This is a genomic window from Vibrio sp. TRT 1302, from assembly GCF_050113875.1.
Taxonomy (GTDB): Bacteria; Pseudomonadota; Gammaproteobacteria; order Enterobacterales; family Vibrionaceae; genus Vibrio.
Window position 1 is genome coordinate 17,222 of the sequence record NZ_JBNJOF010000004.1, and the last position, 14,224, is coordinate 31,445.

The 14,224-nt window shown below is 45.3% G+C and carries 13 protein-coding genes; 6 read left to right on the plus strand and 7 right to left on the minus strand.

All coding sequences use genetic code 11. The annotated features are described in order from the left end of the window. The 4 genes from ACQEXP_RS07190 to fruB all read right to left on the minus strand — a co-directional run bounded on the left by ACQEXP_RS07190 (position 1) and on the right by fruB (position 5,988). Complete coding sequence (locus ACQEXP_RS07190) at positions 1 to 1,902, minus strand: sensor domain-containing diguanylate cyclase (RefSeq protein ID WP_426969088.1); 1,902 nt, start codon at positions 1,900 to 1,902, stop codon at positions 1 to 3. 212 nt (positions 1,903 to 2,114) lie between these two features. After that, the gene (gene fruA, locus ACQEXP_RS07195) at positions 2,115 to 3,851 is read right to left on the minus strand and encodes a PTS fructose transporter subunit IIBC (RefSeq protein WP_426969090.1); all 1,737 of its coding nucleotides are present in this window, start codon (positions 3,849 to 3,851) and stop codon (positions 2,115 to 2,117) included. Positions 3,852 to 3,870: 19 nt separating this feature from the next. After that, complete coding sequence (gene pfkB, locus ACQEXP_RS07200) at positions 3,871 to 4,845, minus strand: 1-phosphofructokinase (protein WP_269378450.1); 975 nt, start codon at positions 4,843 to 4,845, stop codon at positions 3,871 to 3,873. Between the two features lie 9 nt (positions 4,846 to 4,854). Beyond that, the gene (fruB, locus tag ACQEXP_RS07205) at positions 4,855 to 5,988 is read right to left on the minus strand and encodes a fused PTS fructose transporter subunit IIA/HPr protein (RefSeq protein WP_426969091.1); all 1,134 of its coding nucleotides are present in this window, start codon (positions 5,986 to 5,988) and stop codon (positions 4,855 to 4,857) included. A gap of 315 nt (positions 5,989 to 6,303) precedes the next feature. Between fruB and cra the strand changes: the two genes are divergently transcribed. After that, positions 6,304 to 7,281 carry a catabolite repressor/activator gene (cra, locus tag ACQEXP_RS07210; RefSeq protein WP_426969468.1) on the plus strand — a complete coding sequence of 326 codons (978 nt, stop codon included), beginning with the start codon at positions 6,304 to 6,306 and terminating at the stop codon, positions 7,279 to 7,281. A 69-nt stretch (positions 7,282 to 7,350) separates the two neighbouring features. Here cra and ACQEXP_RS07215 read toward each other — a convergent pair whose 3' ends face one another. Both ACQEXP_RS07215 and ACQEXP_RS07220 read right to left on the minus strand, forming a co-directional pair. After that, a complete protein-coding gene (locus ACQEXP_RS07215) occupies positions 7,351 to 7,869 on the minus strand; it encodes a hypothetical protein (protein WP_269378452.1) in 519 nt (172 codons plus the stop codon). Positions 7,870 to 7,965: 96 nt separating this feature from the next. Next, positions 7,966 to 8,340: a YgiW/YdeI family stress tolerance OB fold protein gene (locus ACQEXP_RS07220; protein ID WP_426969092.1), complete on the minus strand. Its 375-nt coding sequence runs from the start codon at positions 8,338 to 8,340 to the stop codon at positions 7,966 to 7,968. Positions 8,341 to 8,507: 167 nt separating this feature from the next. Here ACQEXP_RS07220 and ACQEXP_RS07225 point away from each other — a divergent pair, with 167 nt between their 5' ends. Genes ACQEXP_RS07225 through modC form a run of 4 tightly spaced genes read left to right on the plus strand, consistent with a single transcriptional unit; the run spans position 8,508 to position 12,540 of the window. Continuing rightward, entirely contained in the window at positions 8,508 to 9,971 is a 1,464-nt protein-coding gene (locus tag ACQEXP_RS07225; protein ID WP_426969094.1) for a cobyric acid synthase, read from the plus strand. Beyond that, positions 9,971 to 10,738: a molybdate ABC transporter substrate-binding protein gene (modA, locus tag ACQEXP_RS07230; protein ID WP_426969096.1), complete on the plus strand. Its 768-nt coding sequence runs from the start codon at positions 9,971 to 9,973 to the stop codon at positions 10,736 to 10,738. Before ACQEXP_RS07225 ends, modA begins: the two co-directional genes overlap by 1 nt. 3 nt (positions 10,739 to 10,741) lie before the next feature. Then, entirely contained in the window at positions 10,742 to 11,440 is a 699-nt protein-coding gene (gene modB / locus ACQEXP_RS07235; RefSeq protein WP_426969470.1) for a molybdate ABC transporter permease subunit, read from the plus strand. Next, positions 11,437 to 12,540, plus strand: coding sequence for a molybdenum ABC transporter ATP-binding protein ModC (gene modC / locus ACQEXP_RS07240; RefSeq protein ID WP_426969098.1), 1,104 nt, complete (start codon positions 11,437 to 11,439; stop codon positions 12,538 to 12,540). Before modB ends, modC begins: the two co-directional genes overlap by 4 nt. Before the next feature lie 35 nt (positions 12,541 to 12,575). Here the strand turns inward: modC and ACQEXP_RS07245 are convergent, their stop codons facing one another. Beyond that, positions 12,576 to 13,013, minus strand: a complete 438-nt coding sequence (locus ACQEXP_RS07245; protein ID WP_138970615.1) for a DUF3069 domain-containing protein — start codon at positions 13,011 to 13,013, stop codon at positions 12,576 to 12,578. A gap of 214 nt (positions 13,014 to 13,227) precedes the next feature. On the opposite strand from ACQEXP_RS07245, the gene ACQEXP_RS07250 reads away from it, so the two are divergent. Next, on the plus strand, positions 13,228 to 14,160 hold the full coding sequence (locus ACQEXP_RS07250; protein ID WP_426969472.1) for a GGDEF domain-containing response regulator: 933 nt from the start codon (positions 13,228 to 13,230) through the stop codon (positions 14,158 to 14,160). The last annotated feature ends 64 nt before the right edge of the window (positions 14,161 to 14,224 follow it).

Consider the following 14,224-nt stretch of genomic DNA (forward strand, 5'->3'; position numbering starts at 1 on the left):
CTAAGCAATCGTGCTAGCTTCACAAGCAGGGAGTATTGATACACGGTTACGCCCAGAAGACTTAGACTCATAGAGTGCAATGTCGGCTCGTTTGTATGACTGTTCTGAGCTATCAGATATTTCAGTCAAACCAGCACTAACTGTCACCTTGAGTTCATTTTCTAGATGGATCGCAGTACGGAGTCGGTTTACAACCACTTCAGCTTCTCTTAGAGAGGTATGGGGCATGATGATAGCGAATTCCTCACCACCAATTCGAGCAATAATGTCGGTTTGACGCAGATGATGCGTCAGTGACTGTGCAACGGATTTAATGACCTGATCGCCGCGGTCGTGGCCGTAAGTGTCATTAATGCGTTTGAAATGATCGATATCGAGTAGGGCGAGTGCAGTCACTTCATTCTTTTTGTAACGCTTTGTGCGCTGAACTTGTGTCTGCATTTCAGAATCGAATTTACGGCGGTTCCAAAGTGACGTCATCGCGTCTTTTTCACTTAACTCTCTTAGGCGGTTCTCAAGTTCCTTACGGTGCGAAATATCGACGAATGAGGCAACATAGAACTGGATGATGCCGTAGCGATCCTTAACGGTTTGAATACGCAGAATTTCAGTAATTAGCGAGCCATCACGTCGTTTGTTAACCACTTCACCTTCCCAAAGCCCTTTAGTTTCGAGGACTTTCCACATGTTCATGTAGAACTCTTGTTGGTGTTTACCAGACGCAAACAGTGACGGTGGCTGGCCTTTCACATCTTCGAGTTTATAGCCACTAACGCGGGTAAACTCATCGTTGACCTGAATGATTCTATTATTGCGGTCAGTGATGACCATCGCAGACATCCCGTTCATCGCAGCACGAGCGATTTTACTGTCGATACTGTTCTTTTCGTGGTTGTGATTCCAAGTAACGAAAGTAAACGTAAGTAGCAACAGAATTATGGTAATAAACGTGGCCTGTAAGTAAAGATCGTTGCGTTGCTCTGCGGTAAAAGAGTGTGCCTCTGCCAAAGATGTCTTGGTAAAGAAGATTAACGTGTCGATCTTATCAATGCTGTCGAGTTCAACCGTTGTATAAGACAGCCAGACATTCTTGTCTTTGATAGTGCCAATGCTGTTGGACTTTAAACTGTTCCATAGGCGAGGGTATTGAAGCGCGATATTCGAACTGGCGTTAGCTTGAACGAGGTTGCCCAACAACTTATCGTCACCTGACGACATCAGATAATAGCCTTCTGATGTCACGATATTCGGTAGGTTCACTGAATTGCGTTTATACGCGAGTGAACGATAAATACGCTGTAAATCGAGGTTAGCGATAAAGTAACCTTTACGCTCACCATCAAGTGTAAGCGGGTAAATGATTCGGTAAGCAGGAACAAGCGGAGATACAGGTTGACCATTTTCTGACTCTATATCAATGCCATAATGGCCAATGTCATTGTTAGCTAAGTTCTTTGCGTAACGAAAGTAATCGCGGTCGCCTTTATATTGGAGATAATTTTTATCGACAATCTCGGTAAAACGTTCGCCGATGTTGATACGAACAATTTCCATACCTGAATTGTCCATTAGGCGAAGTCGCGAGTAGTAGCTTTGCGTACGTGCGATAAGAAGCCAAAACTGTTCGAGAGAATCAATATTTTCGTTGCTTGGGTCGGTAACGGTCTGGTTGAGCATGCCGTTATTTGACAAGTAACGGAGCGATGATGTCATCTGCTGAAGCGAGGTTTGCAACTCTGCTTTTGCATATTCAAGCTTATTACGGTTTAACTGTTCTACAAACTGTTCAGTTTTGCTATTTAACTGGTTGAATTGCGTGTAGAAATAGAGAAAAGGAACTAACGACATAGCACAAAAAACAAGCGTGAATTGAATAAAGAGTTTGCTACCGAGTTTGTGCATTCAGAAGTACATAAGCTAAGTTAATGGAAAAACCCGTACACTATACAACAAATTAGCACTGCGTACTGTGCACAGGTCAAAATATGCATGCAATTAGTATGTAATTGCATATGGCTATGTTATTGAATTGTAGATTGTTAACTCAATCCATAACAAAAAAAGCACCTCGCATGAGGTGCTTATGCCTAGTATGGGGGAGGCAATGAATCGAGTTAAGCCGTTGCTGATGTCGCTTGCTTTGATTCTGAGCGATTCTTGAGGAAAGCGTAACCTAGGCCTGTAACCGCAGTACCTGCTGCAATCGCCACAAGATACATCACAACCGGAGAAATCGCGTTAGGGATTAGCAATACGAATAGACCGCCATGTGGTGCCATTAACTTTGCGCCAAACAGCATAGATAGGGCACCTGTTAATGCGCCGCCAGCCATACATGCTGGGATAACACGCATCGGATCCTTCGCCGCGAATGGGATCGCACCTTCAGAAATAAAGCATAGACCGAGTACGAATGAGGCTCTACCAGCTTCACGTTCACTTTGATCAAACTTATTCTTAGCAACGAAAGTCGCAAGTCCCATGCCTAGAGCCGGAACCATGCCCGCTGCCATAATCGCCGCCATTGGCGCATAAGTTTGTGAGGCAAGCAGACCAACACCAAACGCGTAAGCCGCTTTATTCACTGGACCACCTAGGTCAAAACACATCATTGCGCCAAGTAGAACACCAAGCAGAACGGCACTGTCTGAGCCCATGTTGTTGAGGAAATCAGTCAGACTGTTCATGATGCCGGCAACTGGGCCTCCGACGATGTAAATCATCACCAAGCCAGTAAATAGCGTCGCAACGAATGGGATGATCAAAATCGGTTTAAGTGCTTCCATCGACTGAGGAAGTGATACTTTATCGGCTAGGAACTTAGCGGCATAGCCTGCAATAAAACCTGCTGCAATACCGCCTAAGAAGCCTGCACCAGTAGAGCTTGCCAACATACCACCGACTAGGCCTGGGGCGAGTCCCGGACGGTCAGCAATAGAGAAGGCGATATAACCCGCTAAAACAGGGATCATCAGTGCAAATGCTGAGCCACCACCGATTGTCATTAGGGCAGCGGCAAGAGTGCCTTCCTCTTTAAATGCTTCGATACCAAATACGAACGATAGGGCGATGATCAAACCGCCAGCAACCACGACAGGCAACATATGTGATACGCCGGTCATCAAATGCTTGTACGCCCCTTTTTTCTCATCAGTAGCAGAAGAAGTTGCATTACCAGAATGGTGGTAGATAGATGCTTGCTCAAATGCATTATCCATTTCTTGCGCGGTTTTCTTCAGTGCAGGTCCCGTTTTGGTGCGGTACATCATTTTACCGTTAAAGCGATCAAGGGGAACCTCAATATCCGCAGCGATAATAACCAAATCGGCTTCAGCAATTTCTTGGTCGGTTAATTGGTTCTTTGCACCCACTGAACCACGAGTTTCGACTTTAATTTGGTGACCACGACGTTTGCCTTCTTCTTCGAGTGCTTCTGCGGCCATGAAAGTGTGCGCGACACCCGTTGGGCAAGCGGTAATAGCGACGATCTTTTTGCCAGCCGAAACATAGTCTGAACTCTCGACCACTGTTGTAGGCTGAGAAAGGGTTTGCGCATTGTTGAGTGCGGTTTGCAAAAATGCAGTTGCGTCTTTAACAACAGAGCTTATTTCGGCTTGGTAAACTTTTTTACCTACAAAGCGCGAAGTATCAACAGGCGTATTCGACGCGATGATAATGGCATCGGCGTGAGCAATATCATCACTGCTAAGTAAGGTTGGCTCAATCACGCTTGACTGGCATTCAATTTTTGCTTTCCAGCCCAATTTCGCTGCAGCTTGTTCTAATAGTCCTGCCGCGAGGATGCTGTTTGCAACACCGCTCGGACAAGCTGTAATAATAGCAATATTCATACTGATAACCTTCTGTTCCTTAGTGTTTGTCTAAGTGCGTATTAGGGTAAAGTTCGCTGACTTCAGTTTGCAGCTTGATGTTTTCCAGTTGTTCCTCACTGGTTAGTCCTACGCCCACCTGGCTAACTGCCAAAGCTGATAGCGCAGTTGCGAAGCGAAGTAATTCTTGTTTTTCCATTGATTGCATATGTCCCCAACACAAGCCAGCCACAAGCGTATCGCCTGCACCGACGGTGCTAATCACGTCCATTTTGGGAGGTTGAGCTCGAAGCCACTGGCCCTGATTGAGCCACATCACACCATCGGCCCCCATTGAGACGACGATGTTTTCGATGCCCTTATCGCTTAGAGTGTGAGCGGCATTTTGGCATTGCTCCGGTGTAGTGAGGTGCTGGCCGATGAAATCACCTAACTCCTCATCGTTTGGTTTGATTAGCCAAGGGCGCGCATTGATACCGGCGCGAAGTGCAGATTTACTGCTATCAAATAGAACTTTCTTACCTTTTTGTCGCAATTGTTCGATCCAAGTAGCGCATTGCTCTGCACTTACACCACCCGGCAAACTACCCGCTAACACAAAGTAGTCATGGGTCTCAGCGAGCGAGAAAAGTGTTTGCTCAAAACGCATCACATCGGCAGGGGTAACTTGTACGCCAGGAAAATTGATGTCGCTGACTTGACCATTGGATTCAACAAGTTTTACGTTGATACGCGTAGCGCCTTCGACTTCAATGAACTGATTGTCCACACCGATCTGATCAAAAAGTTGTTGAAAGAGTTCAGGATTGTCTTTGCCGAGGAAGCCGGTAACAGTGACATGAGCTCCGAGGTCGCTAAGTACTTTTGCGACATTGACACCTTTACCAGCCGCATGGAGGTTGCTTTTTTCAACAAGACTTACCGAACCAGTATTTAATCTGTCTAGTGTGCCAGTCAGATCTAGGGCAGGGTTTAGCGTGATAGTTACCACTCGGTTAGTTTTCACTTGATTCATACCGTTTCCTTAGCCTTCACCTAGGCCAGAAGCGATTGCTTTACCGATGGATTCCAATGCGACTGATGCGTCAGCACCTTCAGCCGAAAACTTGAGCTGATGACCGTGTTTAACACCTAAAGCGATAACTTTCATCAGACTCTTGGCGTTGACTTCTTTACCATCACCATCAAGGTTTGCGACACGAATGTTTGACTCAAATTTCTTAGCTTCCGCAACCAACATAGCGCCTGGACGTGCATGTAGACCGTGGGTATTTTTGATCTTAAATACCGCACTATTTGTCTCTTCGACATGCGATGAAGCCTGAGATTCACCAGTTAGCAGCGACAGCACTTGTTCAACAGAAGCGTCGATAAGCTGACTTTGTTGCTGGTTGAATACGATTTGTGAAAGCTGGTTAAGGATAGGTCTATGGGCGCTATTACATGCACTAAAAGCAACCAGTGCGCGGACCTTTAGCCCTTCAAACTCACAGTCATTTGCCGTCGAAACAAACGATACGCCAGTTCGTGTGACTTGCTTATTGCTACCTACTAACCATAAACCTTGGCCAAGGTGCGTAGGCTGTTTTGATACGATGTCTGCAACAAACTCAGGACCCGCGCAGCCGGTGTTTTTTAGTAGACCCGCAGCAACAGCGCTCATCTGAACCATGTCGCTAGCAGGGAACTGCAGTTGTACTAATGAAGCGTCGAAGTCGGCCTCAAGTTGAACATCACCATTGAGTAACGCGATAATTTCTTGTGCGCTTTTAGCATCGCGTAGACGTTCTTCGACACCATCCGAGGATAGTACTTTAGTCAGCTGTTTAAGAATGCCGAGATGTTCGTCTGATTTAGCAGCAATACCAATCGCTAGGTAAACTTTGTTACCGTCTCCCCATTCAACGCCTTGAGGGAAGTGGTGTACAGCAACGCCTGTTGTTTTGACCATTGATCGTGTGTCAGTCGTCCCGTGAGGAATCGCGATGCCGTTACCTAAAAATGTCGAGTTCTGGTTCTCTCGGTTCAACATGCCTTCAACATAGCCTTGTTCTACAAGACCTGCTTGAGTGAGGCTTGCTGCGATGTTTTGAATCGCTTGAAATTTGTCACTTGCTACTTGAGCCAGTGTGATGTCGCTATTTGCTAACTTAAGCATGGTGCTTCTCCAGCCTTAAGGATTTTAAAAGGGTCAATCGTGCCCAAAAAGTCACTCGCTTTTTGCTGATATTAGCTGAATCGATTCAGCAAAAAGGCAAAAATATGTGGATTCAGCATTATTTAACTCTAACTCATTGAGCTATAAGGAACCTATTACATTCACTATCGATATATTTGAGTGATTTGGCTCACTTTATGAGTGTTGCTGAATCCTTTCAGCTTTTATACTGAATCGTTTCAGCATATAATTCAACTCATCGAGGGATCCTTTATGAAGTATTATGATCTCGCGCACAGAACAAAGGTTGGTGATATGACACTGGATGAGATAGCCAAATTGGCAGGGGTTTCGAAAACCACCGCTAGCTATGTAATCAATGGTAAGGCTCAAAAATACAGAATTAGTGAGAAAACACAGCGTAAAGTCATGGCTGTGGTCGATGAGCATAACTATCGTCCAGATCTGGCGGCCAGCACGCTTAGAGCAGGGCAAAGCCGTTCGTTTGGCCTGATAATTCCTGATTTAGAAAACACCAGTTATGCACGTTTAGCCAAACTCTTGGAGCAAAACTCTCGCTCAGCGGGCTATCAGATTTTAATCGCATGTTCTGATGATGATCCAGAAACTGAAAAAAGTGTTGTCCATGCGTTAGTCAGTCGAAAAGTGGACGCGTTGTTTGTTGCTAGTGTCATACCAGAAGCAAGCGATTATTACATCGACTTGCAGAACCGAGGGACTCCCGTTATTGCACTTGACCGTCCTTTAGACGACGAACATTTTTCTTGCGTGATCAGTGAGGACTTTGGTGGAGCTTTCGAATTGACGAAGTCTGTCTTAAGTGACGGCGTAACTAACGTCGGCCTTATTGGCGCGTTACCTGAGTTGAATATATCTCGTGAACGTGAACTTGGATTCAAAAAGGCGATTAAACAACATCAGGCTCAGTACACCATTGGCTATGGTGAGCACTTTAATCGTGCGGATGGCAAAAAGGTGTTGAGTGATTGGTGTGATAGTGGTCAGTTGCCAGATGCGATTGTTACTACGTCATATACCCTGCTTGAAGGGGTTCTTGATGTACTGTTAGAGCGACCGGAACTTGCAAGTAAGCTTAAAATCGCTACGTTTGGTGACAATCGTCTCCTTGATTTTCTTCCAATGCCAATTAACTCATTGCCGCAGCAATTTGAACTAATTGCTGACAGCGCGATGGCACTTGCCCTTAATGCCGCGTCAAAGCGTTATCAGCCAGGGGTTGAGCTGGTGCCAAGAAAGATTGTGGTTCGCTAACGTTGAGACTCGAAATAGAACGCCCAGCATTAAGCTGGGCGTTGTTATTCTGGCAATTGTATCGAAAGGTTAGTACTGGAAACGCACTGACATCGTGATTTGTGGGCCATATAAGCCGTTATTGCGCGTTTCAGCAGAAAGCGAAAGTTGCTGAGTCGAATGGAAACGAACACCAGCGTGCGCAACGGATGAATCGTCGTTACGGCCAAGTCTTGCCGTTGCTTCGACTTGATCAGTTAGCCAAAGACGAACACCAATATTCACTTCAGCTTGAGTTTCACTTTCACCGCCAGCTTCTTTAGTGAACTTTACTTGGTGAAGTAATAGCTGACCGTAAACATCGGCAAACTGACTAATTGGACCGTTGAAGCCAATACCGCCAGCTAAGTCATAGTCCTTATCGAATTGGGAATCGGCACGGAGTATAAAATGCGAGTTTTCAGTGAAGAAGGTACTGAATTCTGCACCTGTCATTTCAGGCCCAATCGCAGTACGGACTTCGAAGAAGTTGTAGTTGAAATTATTTGCTTGGGCGCTTCCACTGATACCTGCGAATGCTAAGGCACTGGCCAAAATGATCTTTTTCAAATGTAGTCTCCGACTAACAACAATAAATTGACTAAAAAAAATGGCTTGCAATAAGCAAGCCAAATAATAACTTAATCGAGAGACTAATTCATTTAATTATAGAATTTGGATATGATCCACTTCAATTTCTGGAGTTCTACCACCTTCATATTCACCAAATAGACGAACTTTTGTGGTTTCGTTAATTGGCTGGGTCATGATGATGTCATCATCGAGTTCCACTTGAATCTCACCTTTACCGTCGGAGAAGATAAACGTATCGCCTTTAACTTGACGTAACAATGTACCTTCTACGACCACGTTTCTCTCAGTAAACATGCTCGTGTCAGCAAGCAAGGTATCAACGCTGGTGATTTCTACAGGCCCAGTGTATGAGAGGCGGTTTGATTGTTTTTGGTGTCCGTCGTTTGCCATTGCAAAAGTAGGAGCAAGGATTAGAGTGGCTGCCGTTGCTAGAATCATTTTTTTCATTTTTGTGTTCCTTGTTTAACTAGTAAGTATCAAATCGATGATGCTATTAAAGCAGGCGCTTCTTGAACCATTGCTGAGTATGAGATTCATATTCCGTTCATTTTTTTGAGGAAATAGTTAAAAAACGTTTATTATGACTCCACGCTAAACCACGATTGATAAAACAAATGCAGTCCAATTCAAAAGCTCTTATGGTTCAGGGAACCACCTCAGATGCCGGTAAAAGTGTCCTTGTGGCAGGTCTATGCCGAGTGCTCGCCAGAAAGGGCGTCAACGTCGCCCCATTCAAACCACAAAACATGGCACTAAATAGTGCAGTAACGCCGGACGGCGGTGAAATTGGTCGTGCACAGGCGGTTCAAGCGTTGGCGTCAAATATTGAATCAAGCGTGCATATGAACCCAGTGTTACTCAAACCTCAAAGCGATACTGGGGCGCAAGTCATTTTTCAGGGTAAAGCGACGACCACTGTCGATGCGATCGGTTATCAGAGCTATAAGAAAACGGCTTTACCGATTGTTATGGAGTCTTTTGCCATTCTCCAGCAACAATACGACACAGTGCTTATTGAGGGAGCAGGGAGCCCTGCTGAAATTAATCTTCGAGAAAACGACATTGCTAATATGGGATTTGCTGAGGAAGCGGATGTCCCTGTCATCATTGTCGCTGATATTGATCGTGGTGGCGTCTTCGCTCACCTATACGGAACGTTGGCACTGCTATCGGAATCAGAGCAACAACGGGTGAAAGGCTTTGTGATTAACCGCTTTAGGGGTGATATTTCATTATTACAATCAGGTTTAGACTGGCTAGAACAGAAAACGGGTAAACCTGTTATCGGTGTCTTGCCATATTTGCACGGCTTTGATCTTGAGGCTGAAGATGCGATTAATGTGGAACAAGTGATTGGAGAAACGAGCCGCTTAAATGTTGTTGTCCCGATCCTGCCGCGCATTAGCAACCATACTGATTTCGATGCGTTAAGGGTAAACCCTGATATTAACTTCCGCTACGTGGCAAATGGTCAGCGGATAGACAATGCCGACTTAGTCATATTACCCGGTTCAAAAGCGGTACGTAGCGATTTGGAATACTTGCGTAGCCAAGGCTGGGATACTGATATTCAGCGCCATATACGTCTTGGTGGTAAAGTCATGGGGATCTGTGGTGGTTATCAGATGTTGGGTGAGTGGATACACGACCCACTTGGTATCGAGAGTACGGCAGGCTCAAGTGTTGGGCTTGGCTATTTGCAGGTAGATACAGAGCTAAAGCCACATAAGACGTTAACGAATGTCCAAGGAACGCTGACTTTAGGTGATCAAACATCGACGGTTAGCGGTTATGAAATTCATGCAGGCATCACTTCTACGTGTGGTTCAGCACCAATCGTATTGGACTCATCGACAGTTGATGGAGCGATTAGTGATTGCAATCAAGTGTTTGGTAGCTATTTGCATGGTATCTTTGATGACCCGCAAGCGGCCAACACCATATTCCGTTGGGCAGGAGCTGGCAATGTGGCACAGGTCGATCACAAAGCGAATCAGCAACGCGCGATTGACCGAATTGCGGATGCAATTGAACAACATCTCGATCTCAAACAACTTTGGCCTGAACTGTATAAGTAATGACAATAAAGAACCTCCTAACAACATTTGGCGTGAGTTTGCTTCTATCCGCGAGTGTGTCAGTACAAGCGCAAGACAAACTCCGCATCTATGCGGCTTCATCTATGACCAACGCGGTGAACGAATTAGTCAGTGAGTTTGAAAAACAGTCGTCGTTTTCGGCTACCTCTGTTTACGCCGGCACCTCGTCTCTCGCTCGACAAATCCATCAAGGAGCTCCCGCTGATGTGTTTATAGCGGCAAATGAAAAATGGATGAATTACCTGACAGAACAGAAAGTTATATCAGGTGACGCTGTAACTAACATCGCCCGAAATCAGCTCGTCGTCGTGACGCCGGTTGACCACCAAGGTTCACTGAACATCAATGATAGCGCCTCATGGTTAAACTATCTTCAAAAAGGGCGTATCGCCATAGGGCAGACCAACGCGGTTCCAGCAGGAATCTATGCTAAAGAGTCTCTAGAGAGTCTAGGTATCTGGACCGCCGTAGAGCGATCCCTTGCACCGACCAATAACGTTCGCATTGCACTTGCTCTGGTTGAGCGTAATGAAGTGCCTTTGGGAATCGTCTATAAAACGGATGCGTTAATGAGTGAGGGAGTTAAAATTATTGCTCGCCTCCCTGAATCGAGTCACTCGCCGATTGTCTACCCTATGGCTCAACTTAATACTAAGCCGCAAGTAGAGGCATTCGTGAAGTTTATGAGAACACAACAGGCGCGAAAGGTTTTGGAACGCTATGGATTCGAAGTCGATAATCAATAGGAACTGAATGTGCTAACAGAATACGAATATCAGGCACTTTTACTCAGCCTCAAGGTGGCACTTTTTGCCATTATCTGGCTCATCCCAATGGGTATTGGTATAGCATGGGTTCTTGCTCGCAAACAATTCGTTGGTAAAAGCGTTGTCGATAGCTTAGTTCACCTGCCGCTGGTTTTGCCGCCCGTTGTGATCGGTTATCTGTTACTGATCTCTATGGGTAGGCAAGGGTTTATCGGTCAGTGGCTATATCAACAGTTTGATATTGTCTTTTCATTCAGTTGGAAAGGGGCGGTATTGGCGTGTATCGTTGTCTCGTTACCATTAATGGTGCGCTCCATTCGTTTGAGTTTGGAGAGTGTCGATGTCAAGTTGGAGCAAGCTGCGGCAACGCTGGGAGCTTCGCCAGTGAGAATCTTCTTTACCATCACTCTTCCGTTAACGATTCCTGGGATTATTACAGGGACGATGCTTTCCTTTGCGCGCAGTCTTGGTGAATTTGGCGCTACCATCAGTTTTGTATCGAACATACCCGGCGAAACGCAAACTATCCCGCTGGCGATGTACAACTTTATCGAGACTCCCGGCTCTGAAACGGAAGCGATGCGCTTATGCATTATTTCTATTGCGATCGCGTTGAGTTCTCTGATGGTCTCCGAGTGGTTAAGCCGAATCGGTGCTAAGCGCTTAGGGGGCAACTTATGAGTTTGGAAATTTGCTACCAGCAGTCATTGGGTGATACCAATTTTGATATCGATATCGATTTACCAGAGAAAGGTATCATCGCAGTGTTTGGCCGTTCTGGAGCGGGTAAAACGTCATTAATTAATGTCATTGCAGGGCTAACCACGCCTTCGCAAGGTCGCATAGTGATAAATGGTGAAACACTATTTGACTCCTCAAAGGGGTTGAATAAGCCGGTACACAAACGCAACATCGGTTATGTATTTCAAGATGCTCGGTTGTTTCCACATTTTAAAGTCAGCCGCAATCTTACCTACGGAGTTAAGTCGGCAGACCCCGCGCATTTTGATGACGTTGTGGAACTATTAGCGCTCAGAACCTTGCTTGACCGTTATCCTCACCAGCTTTCGGGGGGCGAGAAGCAGCGCGTTGCCATAGGCCGTGCGTTATTGTCTAAACCGAGCATTCTATTGATGGATGAGCCACTCGCATCCCTTGATTTACCGCGCAAACGCGAGGTGTTGCCATATTTGGAACAGTTAGCCCACAGTATTGAGATCCCGATTATCTATGTCTCGCATAGCTTGAACGAGGTTTTGCGTTTAGCGCACCATCTGGTTGTGGTAGAACAGGGGACAATTGCGGTAGCGGGTCCAATTGATCAAGTCTGGTCTTCAAAGGCAATGAAGCCATGGCAGTCCTTTTCAGAGCAAAGCTCATTGTTCGAGGGGCGCCTTATTGAGCACAATGCCAAATACGCTCTATCTAAGGTAGAACTTGCTCCAAGTATCAATTTGTGGGTGCAAAAGGTTGATGGAACCATTGGCGCGCCTGTTCGCCTACAAGTTAGGGCAAATGACGTGTCATTGATGCTTGAAGAGCCGAAACGAACGTCAATCCGCAATATCTTTTTGGCGACGATATCCAGCATTGAAACATACTCAAGTGGGCAAGATCGTCAGAGTGTCTCTATCCAGTTAAAGTTAGCTGAAAACTGTTATTTAGGTGCAACAATCACCGCTTGGGCGAGAGATGAACTCGCGTTGACCGTAGGTATGAGCGTTTATGCGCAAATCAAAGGTGTCAGTGTTACGCAGAGAGACATTGTGTTATCGAACTAAAAAACGCCGCATTTAGCGGCGTTTTTTTAACTCTATTATTTCGCGAATACGTCAGTAAAGTCGCGTTTTAGAATAGGGTCACGGCGTGCTTTCTTAATTTGCTTCACCATATCTTTCACGCAGTTGTGAAGGACTTGATCAAGCAGCTGAGCACGGTACTCTTCTTTTTGCTCTTCAGTCATCTCTTTCGGTAGGTTTAATGAAGGAAACTCTTCCATTACATTAAGACCAGCAAATGCCTGACTTACTGAAACAAGTGCATGAAACTGTTCAAAGTTATCCAAAACGTTTTGTGCGCTGTTTGGTAGCTCATTCCAAGATTCACGAACGGCTTCTTCAGAAACTTCATGGATTGACGTCACCATGTAGTGCATCGCTTCCGGAACTTGGTCAAACTCAATTACTTGACGAAGTTCTGCTGATACTTCTGCTAAGTCTACTTTTGGTTGTTCTGTTTGATTAACGTCAGACATGTATGATTTCTCTTAAAATGTATTTAGTAACCGCGCTATCGTAAAAAAATGGCGCTAAAAGTCAACCTTCAATGGATGAATAACCCGTGGTAGAGTATGCTTTTATTAAGCGTGTGATTTCTTGATTGTTTTTCCGGCGTAAACGAAGATTTGACGATTTATTAGCGGATCCCAGCACTAGGATATTGATAGAGTGGAAATAACCGGTTCTTCCATGAAGATATTGTTGGTTGATGATGTTCAGATGGAACGTATTCAACTGGCAATTCGTCTCAAGCAACTTGGCCATACGGTTGAAATGGCTGACTCTGGTACCCGTGCACTTGAGCTCTATCCAGAGTTTGAACCTGAATTGATCCTTTTAGACATCTCCATGCCTGACATGAACGGCTTTCAGGTATCTCGGAAAATCCGCGAACTCTATCCTGACTGGGTTCCCATCATCTTTCTTAGTGGGCATGATGAGCCGAGCATGGTGGCCAATGCCATTGAGGCTGGTGGTGATGACTATCTAGTTAAGCCCGTTGATAAAATTGTCCTAAATTCTAAGCTTGTTGCGATGCAACGCATTGCCTTTATGCGACGTGAACTGAAACAGAAAACCGCAGCTCTCGCCAAAGCCAACGAAGAACTCGCCAAACTCGCTCAAGAAGATGGTTTGACCAAAGTGAAAAATCGCCGCTGTATCGATGAAAAGCTTCAAGAAATGATCACGTTACATGGACGCCATGAACTGCCATTGAGCTTGATATTACTCGATGTTGATCGCTTTAAGCTTTACAACGATAACTACGGTCACTTAGAAGGGGATCGTTGCTTAATCGCTATTGCTTCGATCCTTAACGGTTTGTTCGAAAGAAGTGGTGAAGTCGTAGGTCGTTATGGTGGTGAGGAATTTGTTGTAATTCTCGGCCATAGCGATAAAAACAAAGCGCACACCGATGCTCAAAGAATAAAAGATGCGTTGGAAAATGCCCATATAGCGCATGAATACAGTGACATTGCCAGCTACGTGACGGTGTCACAGGGTGTGTTCAGCAAAGTTCCTACCGGTCGTGAAAGTATCGACGAATTTTATGACTCTGTCGACAAGTTACTCTACCAAGCTAAAGTGTCAGGGCGTAATCAATTTAAGTGTTCAGAATAGTCAAATTTTCGTATTGCCTAACCGGAACTTTGACGTTAACTTATTCTTATTATTGATCTAATTG